This is a genomic window from Solidesulfovibrio magneticus RS-1, assembly GCF_000010665.1.
Taxonomy (GTDB): Bacteria; Desulfobacterota; Desulfovibrionia; order Desulfovibrionales; family Desulfovibrionaceae; genus Solidesulfovibrio; species Solidesulfovibrio magneticus.
The window spans coordinates 4,572,081-4,591,237 of record NC_012796.1; the positions used below are offsets into that span (position 1 = coordinate 4,572,081).

General features: G+C 62.6%; 19 protein-coding genes. 18 read left to right on the forward strand and 1 reads right to left on the reverse strand.

Features of this window, described 5'->3' with window-relative positions; genetic code table 11:
* Window positions 1-4 precede the first annotated feature (4 nt).
* From DMR_RS19005 to DMR_RS22580, 11 genes are all read left to right on the forward strand, one after another.
* Window positions 5-715: a WbqC family protein gene (locus DMR_RS19005; RefSeq protein ID WP_015862661.1), complete on the forward strand. Its 711-nt coding sequence runs from the start codon at window positions 5-7 to the stop codon at window positions 713-715.
* Complete coding sequence (locus DMR_RS19010) at window positions 712-1,458, forward strand: GNAT family N-acetyltransferase (RefSeq protein WP_015862662.1); 747 nt, start codon at window positions 712-714, stop codon at window positions 1,456-1,458. The genes DMR_RS19005 and DMR_RS19010 overlap by 4 nt, the downstream gene beginning before the upstream one ends.
* 5 nt (window positions 1,459-1,463) lie before the next feature.
* The gene (locus DMR_RS19015; RefSeq protein WP_043601120.1) at window positions 1,464-2,741 is read left to right on the forward strand and encodes a radical SAM/SPASM domain-containing protein; all 1,278 of its coding nucleotides are present in this window, start codon (window positions 1,464-1,466) and stop codon (window positions 2,739-2,741) included.
* Window positions 2,738-3,367, forward strand: a complete 630-nt coding sequence (locus tag DMR_RS19020; RefSeq protein ID WP_043601123.1) for a methionyl-tRNA formyltransferase — start codon at window positions 2,738-2,740, stop codon at window positions 3,365-3,367. Before DMR_RS19015 ends, DMR_RS19020 begins: the two co-directional genes overlap by 4 nt.
* Window positions 3,364-4,401, forward strand: a complete 1,038-nt coding sequence (locus tag DMR_RS25150; protein WP_015862665.1) for a radical SAM/SPASM domain-containing protein — start codon at window positions 3,364-3,366, stop codon at window positions 4,399-4,401. The genes DMR_RS19020 and DMR_RS25150 overlap by 4 nt, the downstream gene beginning before the upstream one ends.
* Window positions 4,398-5,183, forward strand: coding sequence for a class I SAM-dependent methyltransferase (locus DMR_RS19030; RefSeq protein WP_015862666.1), 786 nt, complete (start codon window positions 4,398-4,400; stop codon window positions 5,181-5,183). Before DMR_RS25150 ends, DMR_RS19030 begins: the two co-directional genes overlap by 4 nt.
* Before the next feature lie 18 nt (window positions 5,184-5,201).
* Window positions 5,202-6,200, forward strand: a complete 999-nt coding sequence (locus DMR_RS19035; RefSeq protein ID WP_015862667.1) for an N-acetylneuraminate synthase family protein — start codon at window positions 5,202-5,204, stop codon at window positions 6,198-6,200.
* Between the two features lie 3 nt (window positions 6,201-6,203).
* Entirely contained in the window at window positions 6,204-6,884 is a 681-nt protein-coding gene (locus DMR_RS19040; RefSeq protein WP_015862668.1) for a cytidylyltransferase domain-containing protein, read from the forward strand.
* Window positions 6,862-7,827: a hypothetical protein gene (locus DMR_RS19045; RefSeq protein WP_015862669.1), complete on the forward strand. Its 966-nt coding sequence runs from the start codon at window positions 6,862-6,864 to the stop codon at window positions 7,825-7,827. Before DMR_RS19040 ends, DMR_RS19045 begins: the two co-directional genes overlap by 23 nt.
* Entirely contained in the window at window positions 7,824-8,402 is a 579-nt protein-coding gene (locus DMR_RS19050; RefSeq protein ID WP_015862670.1) for a GNAT family N-acetyltransferase, read from the forward strand. Before DMR_RS19045 ends, DMR_RS19050 begins: the two co-directional genes overlap by 4 nt.
* 248 nt (window positions 8,403-8,650) lie before the next feature.
* Entirely contained in the window at window positions 8,651-10,171 is a 1,521-nt protein-coding gene (locus DMR_RS22580; RefSeq protein ID WP_015862671.1) for a GSCFA domain-containing protein, read from the forward strand.
* Between the two features lie 266 nt (window positions 10,172-10,437).
* Here the strand turns inward: DMR_RS22580 and DMR_RS25460 are convergent, their stop codons facing one another.
* Entirely contained in the window at window positions 10,438-11,466 is a 1,029-nt protein-coding gene (locus tag DMR_RS25460) for a hypothetical protein (RefSeq protein ID WP_232502835.1), read from the reverse strand.
* A 54-nt stretch (window positions 11,467-11,520) separates the two neighbouring features.
* Between DMR_RS25460 and DMR_RS25465 the strand changes: the two genes are divergently transcribed.
* The 7 genes from DMR_RS25465 (at window position 11,521) to DMR_RS24755 (ending at window position 18,886) form a co-directional block, all read left to right on the forward strand.
* The gene (locus DMR_RS25465) at window positions 11,521-12,291 is read left to right on the forward strand and encodes a class I SAM-dependent methyltransferase (RefSeq protein WP_070098065.1); all 771 of its coding nucleotides are present in this window, start codon (window positions 11,521-11,523) and stop codon (window positions 12,289-12,291) included.
* 43 nt (window positions 12,292-12,334) lie between these two features.
* Entirely contained in the window at window positions 12,335-13,180 is an 846-nt protein-coding gene (locus DMR_RS19075; RefSeq protein ID WP_015862673.1) for a cytidylyltransferase domain-containing protein, read from the forward strand.
* A complete protein-coding gene (locus DMR_RS19080; protein ID WP_015862674.1) occupies window positions 13,177-14,223 on the forward strand; it encodes a Gfo/Idh/MocA family oxidoreductase in 1,047 nt (348 codons plus the stop codon). The genes DMR_RS19075 and DMR_RS19080 overlap by 4 nt, the downstream gene beginning before the upstream one ends.
* A gap of 11 nt (window positions 14,224-14,234) precedes the next feature.
* Window positions 14,235-15,533: a DegT/DnrJ/EryC1/StrS family aminotransferase gene (locus DMR_RS19085; RefSeq protein ID WP_015862675.1), complete on the forward strand. Its 1,299-nt coding sequence runs from the start codon at window positions 14,235-14,237 to the stop codon at window positions 15,531-15,533.
* Entirely contained in the window at window positions 15,533-16,657 is a 1,125-nt protein-coding gene (locus tag DMR_RS19090) for a glycosyltransferase (protein WP_015862676.1), read from the forward strand. The genes DMR_RS19085 and DMR_RS19090 overlap by 1 nt, the downstream gene beginning before the upstream one ends.
* Window positions 16,658-17,069: 412 nt before the next feature.
* Entirely contained in the window at window positions 17,070-17,990 is a 921-nt protein-coding gene (locus DMR_RS19095) for a radical SAM/SPASM domain-containing protein (protein ID WP_268741135.1), read from the forward strand.
* A gap of 644 nt (window positions 17,991-18,634) precedes the next feature.
* The gene (locus DMR_RS24755; protein ID WP_015862680.1) at window positions 18,635-18,886 is read left to right on the forward strand and encodes a hypothetical protein; all 252 of its coding nucleotides are present in this window, start codon (window positions 18,635-18,637) and stop codon (window positions 18,884-18,886) included.
* The last annotated feature ends 271 nt before the right edge of the window (window positions 18,887-19,157 follow it).

The window sequence follows — 19,157 nt, forward strand, 5'->3', positions numbered from 1 at the left end:
CGCCATGATCGTCACCATCCACCAGCCCGATTTCCTGCCCTGGCTGGGTTTTTTTGACCGTTGGCAGGCAAGCGGCCTGTTGGTGTTTTTGGACGACGTGCAGTTCCTGCGCCGGGGCTGGCATCACCGCGACCGCATCAAGACGGCCGCCGGGCCGGCCTGGCTCACCGTGCCGGTCAAAAACAAAGGCCGCTATCTGCAGACCATTCGTGAAGTGGAACTGGAGGACGGCCCCTGGCGGCGCAAGCATTTGGCCATGATCCGCGCGGCCTACGCCAAGGCCCCAGGCTTCGGGCAGGTCTTCCCGTTGCTGGAGGCCGTCTACGCCAAGCGCCACTCCCGGCTTGTGGATCTGAACCTGGAACTGCTGGCCCTGGCCGCCCGGTTACTGGGCATTGCCACCCCCACGACCCTGGCCTCGGATCACGACTTGCCGGGCCGTGAAGGTCCGGACTGCACGGGCACGCTGCGCCTGGTGCGCCTGTGTCAAATTTATGGCGCACGCGGCTACCTCACGGGCAGCGGCTCGCGCGGCTACCTTGACGAAGCACTCTTTCTGCAGCATGGCATCCGCGTGGAATGGCAGGAATTCGTCCATCCCGTGCACCCCCAATTGCACGGCGGATTCGCGGCGAATCTGTCGGTGCTGGACTGGCTGATGCTGCGCCCGGCCCAGTCGCCTTTCATGCCTGTGCCGCCTCGGGACGCGGCATGAAAGTCGTCCTCACTCCGTTGTCCTGGGATTCCGAGAAGCTGGGCCTGCCGTGCGCCAGCCTGCGCGGCCCATGGCCGACGCGACCCGAGGCCATGACGGCCGCCGTTGTCGAGGCGCTGTCCGCCGCCGCGTCGGCGGCGCTGGTTGTCGCCAAGACGCCCGTCGGCATCTGCGACCCGGCGGCGTTGCAGGGGGCGTTGCCCAGCTGGACGGTGCAGGCGCTGGGAGTCGAGGTGGTGCATGTCCGGCCGCCCGGCGAGCCGACGGCGGACAGCCCGGACGAGACGACGTTTTTTTCCAACGCCTTGGATCCCACGCCGTTTCTGGAACTGGCATGGGACATGCATTTTAGCCGCTACCATCTGGACGCGGCCATAGGCTCCGCCCGCGCCGTTTCCCTCTGGCGGGCCTCCATCACCGAGCATTGCCTCGGTTTTGCCCAGGAAGTGGCCGTGGCGAAGCATCATGGCCGGCCGGCCGGCTTGGCTACGTTGCACCTGGAGGCCGAGGCCGTCCGGCTGCACATCGTGGGCGTGCTGGCCTGGGCCAGGGGACAAGGCGTCGGCCGCAGGCTGCTGGAAGCCGTCATCGCGCGCCATGGCCGCGCGCGCGCACTGCTGGTTGAGGCTCACGCCGGAAATCGGGCGGCCGCGGCCCTCTACGGAGCCGTGGGCTGCCGGCCGACAAGCCGGCATGACGTGCTGCATTTCTGGAACAAACGCGGCTTGAATGGAGACGGATAGTAGCTATGCTGCGCTGTACGCATACCGGCCCTTCCGGCGAACTGCGGGTTGTGTGGGAGACGCCGCCTTCCGCGGCGATTTTGCAGCATCCCGAGCTGGCGTCGTTTTTGTCCCGTATGGAAACGGTTCCCGGCCTGCGCGCCGGGGCCGAGGGACTCCACGTCGCCTTCCGCGTGCCGTACCACGCCCTGGTGGACGCCTTCGCGCCGACGCTGCCGCCAGGGGTGGCGGCCTGCCATCGCCACTGCGCCGAGGTTCTGGCCGGACGGCCGGACGCGCCCAGGACCGAGGACGGGCTGGAAGTCAATTTCCACCAGCATCCCTTCGACACCCCGGACAGGGCCTGGCTGTTCACCTTGCGCCAGGGCCGGTTCGCGGAATACTTCTTCAACCGGCTGGCCTGGCATCTGGCGCCCACCTACCACATCGTCACGCCGTTCCCCTTGCACGTGGACCTGGAGTCCGCCAGCACCTGCAACATGAACTGCCCCATGTGCTACCGCGATATGCTCCCCGACGCCGGGCAAATGGATTTCGACCTGTTTTGCCGCCTCATCGACGAGTGCGCCGCCAGCGACCTGTATTCCGTGCGCCTTTCCTGGCGCGGCGAGACCCTGACCCACCCGCGCATCACGGAAATGATCGCCTACGCCGCCGCGCGCATCCCCAACGTCTCGTTTCTCACCAACGCCTTTTACCTGGACGAGCGCATCTGCGCCTGCCTTGTGGAGAACCGGGTTAGCTACGTGGCCGTGTCCTTCGACGGTATCGGGCAGGTGTACGAAACCATCCGGGCCCCGGCCAAGTTCCAGGAAAGCATGGATCGTTTGCGGATGCTGCGCCGCCTGCGCCAGGAGGCCGGTTCCCTGTTGCCGCAGATCCGCACCTGCACCATCTGGCCCGCCGTCCGCCACGATCCCCAGGCCTACCAGCGCGCCATGGGCGAAGTTGCCGACTACATGGTGAAAAATCCCTACATCAATTTCAAGGGGGCCATGACGCTGAAAGAAGGCTTCGTGTGCCAGTATCCCTGGGAGCGCATCGTGGTGGGCTGGAATGGCGTGGGCCAGTGCTGCACCGGCTGGAACGCCGGGGACATCGCCCTGGGCGACGCCCGGGCCGTCTCCATCGCCGAGATGTGGCGTTCGCCGCGACAGGAAGAGGTGCGCCGCATGCACCTCCAGGGTCGGCGTCTGGAGATTCCCTGTTGCCGCGACTGCCGCCACGGCGCGGCGGGCGATCCCGACGCCTCCATTGAAGATATTGTGCAGAGGCGCTGGTGAGCAGCCCGTTGCGCGTGTTGGCGGCCCTGCATTGGGGCCTTGGGGAGCGGCTGCTGGACGCCTTGCTGGGTTGTCCCGGGCTGCGGCTGTTGGGGGTGGTGTGCCGCGGGCCAGCCCTCCAGCCCGATCCCTACGCCATGGCCGTGCGCCGTCGCGCCCAGCGGGCCGGATTGCCCGTCTGGGAAGAGGACGAGCAGGACCTGGGCCGGTTGGCCCGCCAGACCGGGGCCGACCTGCTCTGGCTGCACGCCTACATGCGCCGCCTGCCTCCGGAGGTCTTGGCCGCCGCGCCGCTGGGAGCGCTCAACGTCCACGCTTCCCTGCTGCCCGCCCACCGAGGCCCCGATCCCCTGCATGGGGCGTTGGTCCGCAAGGACACCCGCACCGGGCTTACCGCCCATCTGATGGACCAGGGCCTGGACACCGGCCCCATCGTCCATCAGGTCGCTTTCGCGGTGCGCCCCGGCGACACCCGGGAGACGCTTTTGGAAAAATGCAAGCAGGCCGCCCGGCCCCTGGTGGAGGAAACCGTCCGCCGGCTGCTGGATCCGGACTTTTCACCGCTTCCCCAGGACGAAGCCCTGGCCAGCCATGCGCCGCGGCCAGAAAAAAAGGAACAGGCATGAGACGCTCTGAAACCAAGGTCCAGTTCAGCTGCGAATCGCGTTGGGAATACCTGTGCAACGAATGGCGCCGGGGCAAGGGCAAGCCCCTGGCCTACCTGGCCAACCGCTACGCCTGGAATTACTGGCCCGCCCGGCGCAAGACGGCGTCCTTTCCCCTCAATGTGGACATCGAGGCCTCCAGCGTCTGCCAGCTCAAATGCACCCACTGCTTCCGCCAGTGCCTGGACATCGGCGAGAACAGGTTCATGGACATGGACCTGTACCGCTCCATCGTGGAGGAATGCGGCCGCCACGGCCTGTTCACCCTCAAGTTCAGCATGCGCGGCGAGCCCCTGCTGCATCCCGAGATCGTGGAGATGGTTCGCCTGGCCAAGGCCAGCGGCGTCAAGGAGGTCTGGATCAACACCAACGGCGGCCCCGTCACGGAGGAGCTGGCCCGGGGGCTCATGCGGGCCGGGGTGGATTGGATCACCATGAGCTTCGACGGCCTGGGCGCGCACTACGAAGCCGTGCGCATCCCCCTGCGCTACGAGGAGTCCCTGGAGAAGCTGCGGACCCTGCGCCGGGTGCGCGACGCCCTCAACGCCAACACCCTGCTCAACGTCCAGGCCATCTGGTCCTCCATCGCCCACGATCCCCAGGCCTACATCTCCCTCATGAAGAGCATCGTGGACCGCGTGGCCTACAATCCGGACATGCATTTCGACGCCGGCACCCATGTGCCGGATCCGGCCTTTGTCTGCCCCCGGCTCTGGCAACGCCTGTGCATCACCAGCTCGGGCGCGTATCTGAAATGCCCTTCGGATTTCACCATGGCCGAAGTCCTGGGCAACGCCCGCGACACCGGCGTCAAGCAGGCCTGGGATCAGCTCCAGGGACGGCAACGGGAACTGCACCTGGCTGGCCGGAGGCTGGAAAGCCCGGTCTGCGCCGCCTGCCACCACGGCGCCCTCAAGCAGGCGGTGGAGCTGGTGCTCGACGGACAGCCCCACCAAGACTACACCTACGTGCGCCGCCCCAAGGAGCAGCCGTGAACGCCCCCAAACCGCATTGGAAAACCTGCTGCGGCGTGGAGCTGTACAAGGTCGAATACCGCATCAAGGAATGGCTGTACAAGCGCCTGGGCATCGCGCTGCCCAAACTGCGCGAACAGCAATCCTACTGGGCCTATCGCGGCCAAGCCTATCGCGACGAGATCCTGGCCTCGGGCTACCTGGACCGCGAAGTGTTCTTTCAGGATCTCATCCTCCAAGAGCTGGAGGCCGTCCCCTTTGCCTCGGCCTTCGAAGCCGGCTGCGGCTTTGGCTGGAACGTAAAGCGCGTCAAGGAGCGCCATCCCCAGGCCTTGATCGGCGGGCTGGATTTCAGCCTGCCCCAACTGCGCAACATGCAGGGCTACAAGCCCGACGTGCCCATCGCCGCCGCCCAGGCCGACGCTTGCCGCATGCCCTTGCGCGACGGCGCGTTTGACGTCGGCTTCAGCCTGGGCGTGTTTATGAACATCCACCCCAGCAAGATCATGGACGCCCTGGCCGAGATGGCTCGCGTGTGCCGCAAGCGCATCATCCATGTGGAATGGTGCGCCAGCCACGCCACCCGGGAATTGGTGGAAAAACGCGCCTTCAAGACCAACATCGTCTCCCACGACTACGACGCCCTCTACGCCCGCCTGGGCCTCAAGCCCGCCAAGGTGCTCACCCACCTGGATTTCGGCGAGGCCTTTCGCCGGCACGAACGTGAGGCCGCAGGCCGTCTGGACCGCTGGGAAGGCTTTGAAGGCCCGGACAAATACACCCTTTACGTCTTCGATCGCTAACCCAGGGAGCACCCGACCATGGACCTGCGCACACGCCAACGCACCGGCCTGCCCCTGCTGGTGGCGGAAGTGGGATTCAATCACGAAGGCGACCGCGAAACCGCCGCCGCCCTCATCCACGCCGCCGCCCAGGCCGGGGCCCAGGCCGTCAAGTTCCAGACCTTCCGCGCCGACGACTTGGCCTTGCCCCAGGCGCCGCATTTCGAGCTCATCCGCCAAGGCGAGATGTCCCGGGAGGACGTCCGGTTCCTGGCGGACCAGGCCCGCGAGGCCGGCATCGCCTTTTTCTCCACCCCCTTTAGCGTGCAGGCCGTGGAGATGTTGGAAGAGGCGGACGCGCCGGCCTACAAGATCGCCTCCATGGATCTGGCCACGCCCTATTTGCTGGACGCCGTGGCCGCCACGGGAAAGCCGGTGATCCTCTCCACCGGCATGGCCACCCTGCCGGAAATCGCCGCCGCCGTGGAGCGTCTGCGGCGCCAGGGGGCGGGGGATCTGGGCCTGCTGCATTGCCTGTCCCTGTATCCGGCCCGGGCCGAGGATTGCCATCTCCAGGTCATGGCGCTGTTGCGGCGGGAATTCGGCTTGCCCACGGGCTGGTCCGACCATTTTCCCGGCGTGGGCGCCTGCCTGGCGGCCTTCGGGGCGGGAGCCGAGATCATCGAGACCCACTTCACCCTGGACGTCGCCACGCCCGGCGGGGACCACGCCCACTCCGCCGATCCGGCCATGCTGCGCGGCTTGGTGGAGACCATGGCCCTGCACGCGGCCATGCTGGCCCCGGCCGAGGACTTCTTTGACCGGCGGCCCGACCGGGAGTTCGCTCCCCTGTATCGCCGGGGCCTGTACGCCGCCCGTGATCTCGCGCCAGGACAGACGCTGACCATGGCCGATCTGCGCTTTTGTCGGCCCCAAAGCGCCATGACGCCCGAAGATCTTAACGCCGCGCTGGGACGAAAGCTCGCCCGGGCGGTGCCGGCCATGACGGCCCTGACCCCCGAGGATCTGGCGGAGTAGGCCATGCAGACCCTGGTGGTGATCCAGGCCCGTCTGGCTTCCACCCGTCTGCCAGGCAAGGCGCTGCTGCCCCTGGCCGGGACGCCCATGCTGGTTTTTTTGCTGGAACGATTGCGCGGCCTGCCGGGCCGGCTCTGTCTGGCCACCACCTGTCGTCCGGAGGATCTGGCCCTGGCGTCCCTGGCCCGCGATTTGGGCGTGGAGGCCGTGCAAGGCGAGGAAGACGACGTCCTGGCCCGATTCCTGCAATGCCTGGACCGCTTCCCCGCCCAAGCCGTGGCGCGGGTGACGGCCGACAATCCCCTGACCTGCCCCGAACTGGTGGAGGCCGCCCTCCGGCTGGTCCTGGACGGGGCCGAACATGCCGGCCTTCCCCGGGACTGCCCGGTGGGCCTGGGGGCAGACGCCTTTTGTGCCCAGGCCTTGCGCCGCATGGCCCTGCAGGCCAGCTCCCCCGACGAGCGCGAACACATCAATCTGCACGCCCTGCGCCATCCTTCGCAATACCGGACTCTGCGGCCAACCCTGCCCCCTGCGGCGCGCCGGCCCGACGTCCGTCTTACCGTGGACACTCCCGAGGATTTGGATCGGGTGCGGCGATTGGTGGCGCATTGCCCCGCCGGCACGCCGCCCCTTGGCCCCGAAGAGCTGGTCGCCGCCCATGATCAATGCTTTCCGGGCTGACATCCCCCGCCTGGGCCGGGTGCTCTTTCGGGTGGACGCCGGCAAGGTGGCCGGGCTTTCCTTCGGGCATCTGGAACGCTGCGCCGTGTTGTCCCGCCAGCTGCTGCGCGCCGGGGCGGCGGCGACGACGTTTCTCATGCGTCCCCTGCCCGACGGCCTCGCCCGGGCCCGGGCCCTGGGCCTGGAGGTGGCCCTGCCGGAGCTATGGCTTAAGGCCCTGGCCGACGGGGACGTGCTCATCGTCGATCTGCCCTTCCCGCCCGAGGACCAGGTGATACGGGCGGCCCGCCAGGCCGGCGCCTATCTGGCGCTGTTGGACGACACGGGACGCGACTTGCTCCCTTGCGATCTGGTGCTCAATTCTTCCGTGCTGGCCGAGCCATCGATGTATCCCAGGGCGAAAAAGACGCTGTTGGGACCGGCCTATTGCATCCTGGAGGAGCGTTACGCCGCCGCCCGGCATCATGGCTCCGGCGATGCAGGCCTCCCCGTCGTGCTGTTGACGCTCGGCGGTTCCGATCCCACGGGCCTGACCGTCCGGGTGCTGCGGGCCTTGGGAGCGCTTGGCGGCGCAGCGCCCGCCTGCCGGCTGCAGGTGGTCCTTGGCCCTGGCTTCGGGGAAGCCTCGGCAGTGGAGCAGGCCAGGGAAAAATTATCCTTGGCCTCACAATTGCATGTATCTCCGGCAGATATGTTGCCCCTGTTCACGGGATGCGACCTGGCGGTCTGCGCCGGCGGGCGCACCTTGTATGAACTGCGCGCCCTGGGAACCCCGACCCTGGCCCTGGCCAGCGCCCCCCACGAGGCCCGGCAAATTGACGCCTTCTTGCGGCTCGGGCTGTTGCAGTGCGGCGTGACAAGCTGGTCAGAGGATGCATTTTTACATAAATTGCGGTTGATGCTTTCAAGGCAGACCCGGCGGCCAACAGGCGAGGACACATGACACAGACCCTGTGCTTTCTGGAAGGGGCCCGATTGCGGCTGCGGCCAGTGCTTGAGGAAGACTACACCGACGAGTATCTCCGCTGGCTCAACGATCCCGAGGTCAATCGCTGGTCCCAGCGACGCGCCTTTCCCTCGGACAGGGAGCAGATGCGACAGTACGCCCAGGCCCTGGCGGCCAGGCCGGGGCAAGGCTTTGTCCTGGCCATGATCAACAAGGCCGACGGGGTCCACATCGGCAATATTTCCCTGGTGAACATCCAGTTGGTGCATCGCTGCGCGGAGATCGCCATCCTCATCGGCCGCGACGAGCACCGGGGACAGGGGCTGGGGGGCGAGGCCGTCCATCTGCTGGCCGGACACGCTTTCGCCGCCATGAACATGCATCGCGTCTTCGCCGGCACCTTCAATCCCGCCTTCGCGCGCTGCGTGGAAAAAATCGGCTGGAAGCGCGAGGGCGTCTTTCGGGAGCGCATCTGGAGCCATGGCCGTTATCACGATCAGATCTGGCTGGCCCAGCTGCGCAGCGAACATGCGCCCATCGCGGCGCTGGAACGCCAGGAGGGCTATGCGTAATGGCCCAAGGGCTCTATCCTCTGGCTGCCTGGATCAGCCCACTGACCGACCTGCCCAGAGGCCCTTCGAGACACGCTGTGGGCCGCGCGGCGCCTTCATACCGCCACCGACACCGATGAGGCTTCCGTTCCCGGTTCCTGGCTCGGCCGCATCAACCGAACTGTAACGCCCCAAACACGATTCCAGATTTCTTGCAAGAGATCCCAACGACCAGCCTGAACCCCGGATCATCACACGAGGAAGACGCCATGCAATACTTCGATCAATATCCTGTCTACAGGCAATGGCCTCTTGGCTCCAGGCGCATGCACCTTGCCGGCGAGCCTCTCGTCGACCACGACACCCCGGTGGTTCACTTCGGCAGCTGTTTTGGAGAAAATATACAGCTTTTTCTGGACATGTACCATTTCAATCTCCTTGAGACCCAGGCTGGCTACAAGTATTCGTGTCATTCCATCTTGCGAGAAGTGCGCAACGCCTTCGAAGGCCGCCTCACCAAACTGGACCAAATCTACCCCGGGATAAAGGGGTACACGGATCTCAACCATCACCGGATCTTCGACCAGGACCAGGAACAGTGCCAGCGTAAAATCAATGCCATCGAGCGCAATGTTCAGACCGCCTTGTCGCAAGCCGAAGTCGTCATCCTGACTCCCAGTGTCAATGAAGTCTGGTTCAACCGCCGTACCCAGGATTATATCCTGCATCCCTATCCCGGCGCCCTCGGCGCTGATGACGATTTGCACGTCCATTCCATGACGACTCACGAGAACCTGGTCCAGCTCGAACAGACCCGAGAGATTCTCCTTCAGTACAATCCCAACATGCAGATCATCATCGGCGTCTGTCCCATATCCCTTCGCCTCACCTATCAGGAGATGGACGCCGTTCAGGGCAACAACATCTCGAAGTTCACCATCTATGCGGCGGTGAACGAATTTTGCCAGGCACATGCCAACGTCCATTATTTTCCCGGCTTCGACATCGTTTTTTCCGAACTGGCGGGAAAGGGACATTACCGGGAAGACAATCGGCACCTCACCCAACCGGCCGTACGCCATTACCTGCGCCGGTTTGGCTCCATGTTCTTTTCGCCGCGCGCCCGTCGCATCGCCGCCCTGCTCGAGCAGTACGCCGCCAGCCCTGAGCGGGAGCGCTGGACCTGCCTAGAGAACCTCGCGGACCTGGGCTACGACCCGGACCTGATCGCCATCAAAGCGGCCAACACCCACCTTCTTGCCGGGCAAACCAAAGAGGCCTTCGACCGCTTGTGTCGAGTTTCCGTCATCCCGGAATCCCCGGCCCTGGGGCTCAACCTTGGCCTGCTGCTGTTGGACCTCGGACTGCCCTCCAAGGCCGCCCCGTTCCTGAAGCGGTCCGTGGATCTCCTCGGGGACCTGCCCGGGTTGGCCTTCGGCATGGCCGACCGCGCCCACCGCAAGTCCCTGGGAGACAACCACATGCGGGAGTGCGGCAATACCAGCGACCAGCGTCTTGGAGCCCTTGGACGGATGCTGAAACTGGCCACGGCGGCGTTGGAGACGCTTCCCGTCGGGCTGAAACCCGGCCTGCGGTCCCTGCAGTTCATGGACATCCTGGACCGTACGCTGTTTCCCGTCGGCATGTCCCAGCCCGGCGCGGCCAGCGAGTCCCCTCCCAGGGTTGCGGCTCATCCGGCGCTTTTCAGCCACGCTCCGGAAACTGCGGCTTTCGACCATTGCGGCGACCTTCCCGCCGCGTTGGGCGCTCTTGCGCGGCAAGAGGGCTGACAAGCCCGCCCCCTCCCGGACAACGAGGCGCATCAAGCAAGCCTCGCAGGCAGCCGGATAGGACGGTGTGTTAACCAGGCAAATCCGCGTCTGGATCGGGCGAACCTCCGGAGTTAATCATGTCAGATACGAAAATACCGCAACAAGCCACGGAAATATCCGAACTGCGACACCAAGTACAACCCATTTTGCGACATCTGCCTTCTATAAAGTATCAGCCGCGTGACAATGGAGAACTTGATTACTACGGAGCCAGATCCTGCATTTCAGACCTGCTTGGCTTGCCAAAGCCGTTGTTTGGTCGGGCGACATGGCTGCACGGATGGGGGTGGTTTGAACCCAATGAGCCTGAACAACTCGCCGAGGCGCAGTATAAAGACGTCAACAATCTCGTTCGTTCCAAAGCTCACGAAGCCTTTTTGAAAGCCCATGGCTACGCCAAGGCCATCGCCGTGGGCGTTCCTTTCCTCTATCCCGACACTGTCGAAGTTCCCAGGATTCCGGACAGCCTCCTTGTGTTTCCGATGCACACCACACAATGTACAGACCTTGCCTTTCACGAGGAAACGCATCCCTACATTGAATATATCAAACAAATTCGCGACCAATTCTCTCTGGTCGTCGTCTGTATCGGCTGCGAGGACGTCCGCCGCGGCAACTGGATCACCGCTGTTGAAAAGGCCGGCATCCCCTGGATCACCGGCGCCTGGACCTATGACAGGCATGCGCTGGTGCGGGTGCAGTCGCTTATGCGCCAGTTCGAGTTCGCAACGACCAACTCTTCGGGTTCGCATCTCGCCTATGCGGCCTACTGCGGATGCAAGGTATCCTTCGACGGCCCCAAGAACGATCTCACACTGGTGGAGGTAGACACCCACCCCTTCTACAGGAACCATCCCAAGGTCGCCCGGCAGATGAAAAAACGTGACTTCAACGCGGAGTTCAAGGAAGCGTTCCCCTTTTTCTACGTGCCCCCTCGGGAGGCGACCGCGCGGGTCGACTGGGCTTTCCAGGCTCTTGGCGGAAACAACAAAAAACAGCCCGAGGAAATCGCCGAGCTGTTCGAATGGAAATTGCGCAAGCTGCCGTCCGGCCGTTGGGCGCCCATCAATCCCCACGACGTCCTGACCAACGAGGAACTGTTCGCCAAGGCCATGGCCAAATCCCTGGTGGGCCAGCACGACGCGGCCTTCAAATTGACCAATATCCTGAAACACCGCCATGCGCGCCTCAGGAACCTGGAAATTCTCCGTGCTCGGTACTTTCTGAGCATCAACAACGCCCATGCTGCGCAAGAAGCCCTCAAGGAAGAATTAACGCATTTTCCAAACAATACAGAGGCGCTGAGCATGGTTGAGAAACTTGGGGGAAAGTTGCTCACGCAACCGCCCGACGCCAGTGGTGATGCCTTCCTCTTTCCCCAGCTTTTGCCCAAGTTTGCCGATCGGTATCTGGTGCGCAAGGGCATCCTGGATCGCCTCAACCAGGCCATTCCCCTTTTTCGCGGCGCCCTGCTCGACGTCGGCTGCGGCCAGATGCCCTACCGGGAGCATATCCTGGCCCAAAATCCGCAAATCACGCGCTACATCGGCCTTGATTTCGCCACGGGCAAATACGCCGACCGCCGCCAGCCCGACCTAGCCTGGGACGGCGTCTCCATCCCCCTGCCCGACGGCGGCGCGGATTGCGCCATGGCCACCGAGGTCCTGGAGCATTGTCCCGATCCCGCATCCGTGCTCCGGGAGATCCGGCGCGTGCTGGTCCCGGGGGGAACCCTGTTTTTCACCACGCCCTTTTTGTGGCCCATTCACGACGCGCCCCATGACCATTACCGCTACACGCCCTATGCCCTCCGGCGTCTGCTTGAGGAAGCCGAATTCACGGACGTGCGCGTCGAGGCCTTGGGGGGGTGGAACGCCTCCCTGGCCCAGATGCTTGGCCTGTGGCTGCGCCGGGCCCCCATGGACCCCGAAAGCCGTGACCGGCTGACCAGGGACCTGCATCCTTTTTTCACCGAACTGGTCCGCACTGACGTCATTCCCACGGATTTTTCCAAAAATCCCATGATTACAGGCCTATCCGGCACGGCCAGGGCCGCCGGCCCCCAGGCCCAGGCCTAGCCCATTTCATGCAACAGACCCGATGTGAAGGAGGCCCCCTTCCATGACCATGACGAGCGGCATCATCATCCTGGCCCGCATGGGCTCCACCCGGCTGCCCGGCAAGGTGCTGCATCCCATCTGCGGCCTGCCCGTGCTGGAGCACATGGCCCGCCGCCTTGCCCCCGTGCCCACGGATCGCGGCGTGGTGGTGGCCACCACCGCCGCTCCGGCCGACGACGCCGTGGAAGCGTGCTGCCGGCGGCTGGGGATCGGGTGCTTTCGTGGGGACGAGGAGAACGTGCTGCAGCGCTGCATCGACGCGGCGCAGCGGTTCGGCATGGAGGCCGTGGTGCGGCTGGGGGGCGATTCCCCCTTGTGCGACCACCGCGAGATCGCCTCGCTGCTGCGCTGTTTCATGGAACTGCGGGCCGCGGGACGCAACGTGGACTACGTCAGCAACACCATGGATCGCCGCCTGCCCTTGGGGCTGGACGCCGAGGTGTACCACATCGAGACCTTCCGCCGCATCGCCCGCGCCATCAAAACCCTGGACGCGGATCAACGCCGGCTCAACGAGGTCAACGTGGTTCCGTATCTGCACACGCATCCGGAGGAATTCGATCTGTTCCAGCCCGAAACGGACCAGGAACAGGACCTTTCCTGGCACCGCTGGACCCTGGACACGCCCGAGGACCTGGAGCTCATCCGCCGCGTGTACGAAGCGTTGTGGCCGGCCATGCCGGACTTCGGCCTGGCCGAGGTGCTGCGGCTGCTGGAGGCGCACCCGGACTGGCCGCGCCTTAACGCCGCCGTGCGGCCCGTAAGCGGCTTCTGGACCCCCCAAGAGCGCGACAAGTACCGCCAACGCCACCAGCGCCCGGCCCCCGGCGAGGCGTCCAAGCCATGAACCGTCCCCCCTGGCGCGCCGGCCTGCTGGGTTGCGGGGCCATAGGCTCGGCCTACGACGAACGCCGTGCCCCGGACGGCCCCGTGTTCACCCAGGCGGGCATGTTCAGCACTTCCGACGCCTTTGAACTCGCCTGCGTCGCCGAGCCCGACCCCCGACGACGCCAGGCCTGCGCCCAGGTCTGGGGCGTCGAAAAGGCCTACGCCTCGCATCGGGAACTGCTGCGCCACGAGCAGCCCCAGGTGCTTGGCGTGGCCACCCCCGACGACACCCACGAAATACTTCTGGAAGACATCCTGGACCTGGCTCGGCCCCGGGCGGTGTTTCTCGAAAAACCCCTGGCGCGCAGCGCCGCCAAGGCCCTGGAAATCGGCCAGCGCTACGAGGCCGCCGGCGTCGCCCTGGTGGTGAACTACGTACGCCGCTACGACGAGACCCATCGCCGCGTGCGGGACTTCGTGGCCCGGGGCGGCCTTGGCCGCGTGCACGGCGTTTGCGCGCAGTACGTACGCGGCCTGCGCCACAACGGCTGCCACGCGGTGAATCTTCTGCGGTTTGTCCTTGGCGAACCCCTGCGCGTGCGGGCCGTGGGCCTGGAGCAGGGGTCCATGCCCCAGGATCCCAGTCTGGACGTGCGGCTGGAGTTTCCCGGCGGTTTGGTGGCCCAGCTTGTCGCCATGGACCGCCTGGGCTATTGCTATAGCGTCTTTGAACTGGAAATATCCGGGGATGCCGGCCGGCTGCGTCTGGACGCCACCGCCGAGGAGGTGGCCTTGTTCCGGACGGAGCCGTCTGCCCAGTTTCCGAATTTTTCCCGACTGGTCCCGGCTTCCACGAATATGGGCGGGACCTACGGCGACGCCCTGGGCGTCGCCGCCCGAGAGCTGGACAGCCTCGCCACCGATCCGGGCCTTCGGCTGGAAAATCATTGGCGCGAGGCCTTGCGTGATCTGGAAATCATCGAAGCCGCCATGGCTTCGGCCATGGCTCAAGGCGCCGCGGTGGAGCTGCCGCCGTTCACGCCCCCGCGGCCCATCCCTTAAGGAGCAATGCAATGTCCACCCTGGCCATCCACGGCGGCGCGCCCGTCCGCACCAAGGCGTTTCCGCCCTACAGGACCTTTGACCACAACGAGGAACGCGCGGTGGTGGAGGTGATCCGCCAGGGGATCATCTCCGACTTCATCGGCGCTCCCGGCGACTACTTCCTGGGCGGCCCGCGCGTGCGCCTGCTGGAAGACATGTGGCGCGAACACACCGGAGCGCGGCATGCCGTGGCCATGAATTCGGCCACGTCGGTCATCATCGCCGCCATGGCCGCTTTTGGCGTGGGTCCCGGAGACGAAGTCATCGTCACGCCCTACAGCCACGTCATCTCGGCCACGGCCCCCCTGCTCTACGACGCCGTCCCCATATTCGCCGACAGCGAACCGGATTTTCTGTGCATGTCCCCCGAGAGCATCCGGGCCAAGATCAGCCCCCGCACCAAGGCCATCATCGTGGTGGACCTCTTCGGACAGTCGGCGGACATGGAAGCCATCATGGCCATTGCCCGTGAGCACAACCTCCTGGTGCTCTCGGATTCCGCCCACATCACCAAGGCAACCATCAATGGCCGCATGGCCGGCACGATGGCCCACATCGGCAGCTACAGCTTCAACGGGCACAAGACCATTCAATGCGGCGAAGGCGGCATGGCCGTGACCGACGACGACGACCTGGCCATGCGGCTGCGGCTGGTGCGCAACCATGCCGAAAACTGCGTGGACGGCTACGAGGTGCAAAACATCGAGAACATGGTGGGCTACAATTTCCGCCTCACGGAACTGGAAGCCGCCGTGGCCGTGGAGCAAACGCGCAAACTGCATGGCCTGGTGGATGCCCGCCGCGAGTTGTGCGCCCATCTGAACCGCCGTCTGCAAGGCGTCCCCGGGCTGACGCCCCCCCAAGTGCGGCCCGGCTGCACCCACGACTACCTGCTCTATCCCATGCTTCTGGACCCGGCCGTGGTGGGCGTCTCCCGCGATGAATTCCTGCGCCGCCTGGACGCAGAGGGAATCCGAAGCCGCAAAGTGGGGGAAGAGCATGTGCCCCCGGTCACCGGCTTCGTCAAACCCATCCACCTGTTGCCGGTCTTCACCCGCCGGATCTTCCGGCCCAAAGGCCACCCCTGGCAGGCGTCGTATTACGGCCATCCCACGCAATACGGCCTGGGCGCCTGTCCGGTGGTGGAGAACTTCTGGCAGGAACGCCTGTTCACCATCAACGCTGTCTATCCGCCTCTGACCACGGCCGACATGGACGACATCGCCGACGCCGTCATCAAGGTCGCGGAGTTGAGCAGGAAGGGTTGATGCGGCGGCAAAACGACAAAAACGGCGGCAAGGCCATGCGCCTTGCCGCCTGCTTCAGCCAGATGGGCGGGCTTCGCGGCCTGCTCCCGTTGCTGACGGACGCGGCGGATTTTGACATTCGCTGGCACGGCCGCGAACCGGCCCTTGCGTATATCCGTGCCAGGGGGCACGAGGCCGCGCCTTTGAACGCGCTGCGGCTTGCTCCCGAGGCGTGCGACGTGCTCCTGACCGACACCATCAATCTGCGTCGCTCCGACGAGGGCCTGCTCTGCCGCGAGGCTTGGCGCGCCGCGGCGGAAACCGGGACACCCAGCGTGGCCTTCGTTGACAGCTGGTGGGGCTATCTGGAGCGTTTCACCTTGCCCGGCGAACGCCTCGCCAACGCGCCCCTGCCCGACGTCATCGCCGTGGTGGACGAGATCGCCCATAAGGACATGCTGGCCCTGGGCTTTCCCGAACAGAAGCTGCATATGCTCGGCAGCCCCTGGCTGTCCTCGCTGGTCGGCGACAGCCGGGACGGAAAACCGCCCCTTGGCGGCGACCCGGACGAGATCGTCCTGACGTTTGTTTCCCAGCCCCTGGCCCGCGTCCTCAATGATCGGGATTCCTGGGGATTTACTGAGCGCGACGTGATTCCGGCCTTGGTGCGTGCCTGTACGGCGCTTCCCGTGGAGATCAAAAGCCGCCTGCGCTTCGTTTGCCTGGCCCATCCAGAGGAAGACGAAGCGGCGCTTGCGGCGCTCTTGAGCGAGACGTCGCCTGACTTCAAGACGGAGGTGCGCAAGGAGCCCGACCCGCTTGGCGTCGTGCGGTCCAGCCATGCTGTCGTAGGGATGTTTTCGATCCTGCTTGTGGAAGCCGCGCTCTGCCGCCGTCCCGTGCTCAGCGTTCAACCGGGACTTAAGCGGGAAGACATGCTGGCCACCAACCGTTGCGGCGCAACGGCCGTGGTCAGGGAAATCGCCGAATTGCCCCAAACGATCGAACGGCTTTTATGCGACAAAGGTTTTCAAGCCGAGTTGTTGCGGCGGCAGGCGAACTTTCCTGTCATAGCCGAAGCCATCGAACGCTGGCGGCGTATGCTGCAAGATCTCAGCTCCAGATGTCGAAGGGAGGACCGCTAAGAGCTTGCCGTTTCGCTGATAAAAGCTCTTGCTAATCTTCGCCTGCTTTTGGAAAAAGCAGAATATGCGCTCAAGAACCGCCAGCGGGCTCTGGCGTGTTCAAGGCCTGCGGACGGAAGGTCCGGCGGCATCGCGACGACCACAATGGTCTAAGCGCCGCTTCGAGGCAAGGCCGCAAAGGGCCTACGTTGCTTCGTTGCTCTTGCGCCCAGGAACATGCGGCGACTCGCAGAAAGCTTCCCGGCTGAAAGCCGGGGATTGTAACCCTGAAGACGAACGAACAGCAGGAGAGCTCTATGAAGATAATCCATCTCAAGGACGAGTTTAAGGGGAAAAATAGAAATGAAAAATACAAATATATCGCAAAATATGGGACCAAACCGTTTCCGATATTGTCTTGCCTGACTTCCCATTGAATGTTGATGTTGAATTCTCTGCCATTTGCAATTTAAAATGCGCACGTTGTCCGCAAAGAGACATCGTGGGCAAAATTCCCCTTGGAGTCATGGAGTACGGCCTTTTTACAGACATTATCAATGAAATAAGTGAGAATGGCGCTTGCGCCATCAAGTCATGCCTTCGCGGCGAACCGTTTATGCAGCCAAGAATATTTGACATGATTGAGTATGCAAAAGACAAAGGCATTCTTGACATTATATTAACAACGAACGCCACATTGCTTGACGAAAAAATGATTGATGACATTCTCAAGTCATCGATCGCAGGATTAGCAATTTCTGTAGACACGCATCACTCAAGCTCTTTTGAAACGAAAGGGAAAGAGTACTCCGAAGTTGAAAACCATATAAATATGTTGTTAAGCAAAAAGAAGCTGGCAAACAAAAACAATCTCTGGGTTAGAATACAAACAAACATAGAGTCGAACGGATCCCGGCAAGAACTTATAAGTTTAAAGGAAACTGTTAAAAAGCAGTTCCCTTTGGCGGACATGTTCATGGTCGGCAGACTCCTCCATTTCAACCCCGACCTAGATCCCTATCCGGACACAAGGGAAAATTACAAAGATGTTCGTTGCAACGGCATCTTCCACCGGTTCTTCATCACATGGGATGGAAAAATATTGCCATGTGCGCTAGACTATCAAGAGCGAATGGTCTTAGGACACGTTGGAAAAGACAGTTTGTCCTCAGTCTGGCTTTCCAGCACCATGATGCAGCTCAGAGAAAAGCATCTGGCGCATGAAATGGACGAGTACGGCATTTGCCGCCATTGTCATTTTAGATTTACGCCAAAGGAGAAGGATATCTTTACGGAGGACGGCGAAGAACACTCAAAAAGTATCACGGGGTACCTCTTGCAGAACAACAAGTAAGAGACGACGGCCAGGGCTTGCCTCGGCAAATTTGGCATGCTCCTCTCCGTTTCCGTGGCATGAGAAACCGCTCTATGCCAATCGTGACCGCATTTCCTCCCCTGGGGCGTTCACTGCAGATACAGCTTTCCAAGACGTCTTGGCAGGCAGCGGCGGCCTTGATGGCTTCCGCTGCTTGAGAGGCGGCCGCCACGGAACATAGGTCAATGCAACTACAATTTTGAAGCGTTTCGCGCGCAAGCGTCAAGCGGTCGTTGCTCCGCGCGCATGAAGACGGCCGCTCACTAGCCACTGGGCAGCCATTTTTCGCGGCAGCCCGGAAAAGCGAAGCCTCTCCAAAGGCATCCGTCCGATCCATGGCAAGCACGGCGCTCCGCACAGGGGATGATTGGCGAGTCCTTTGGATTAACATGGAAAAAGCACAGCCTGACAATTCCAGATGCACAAAGAGAATTCACAACGCTGCATGACAAAGTCTACGGATCTATCAAGCGTTTTTTCTTGCCTAACCGAGCAATTGAACGTTGGAGCTATCTGAATACGACAAAAAAATGGCAACAATACGTTCACCTTCAGCTAGCTTTTATATCAACATTGCCTAAAATTCAAAAACGTTTGCGTTCATTTCGCCATAGCGAGGACATATGAAGCCACACACAGGTGTTGACAATATATTGTCTAATCATAATTTCTTTTTAGAATCTAAAAATTACATCGAAGACAAAACAAATCTGTTTATGGTTGATTTTCTAGGATTCCCTTGGTACAAAGTCGCAATTGAAAGAATATTAAATCTAGGAAGTAGCGTCTTACCTAACGAAGACTACGACGAACAACAAAAAGCCATAAGACTCAACGACTTCCACAAAAAAAATCATTACTCACGCTCAATTTGAGTATGCTTTTTTCACCAAGTCAAGGCAGTACAGAAGAGACAAAAGTCAAAAAGAAAACCACATCTTTATAGACATATATAAGTACTTGAAAAAAAATAACACTCCATTTGTTATATTTGACATCCCGGACCGCTCGAACTCTTACGATACAAGATATTTTAAATCAATTTTTTACAAGCAAACAGTCCCATATGAGTACGTCACCTCACTAGTCTCCCAGCAAGAACTAAAAACCGTCCGTGATCTAACGGATGTTTTCTCAAAAAAATAT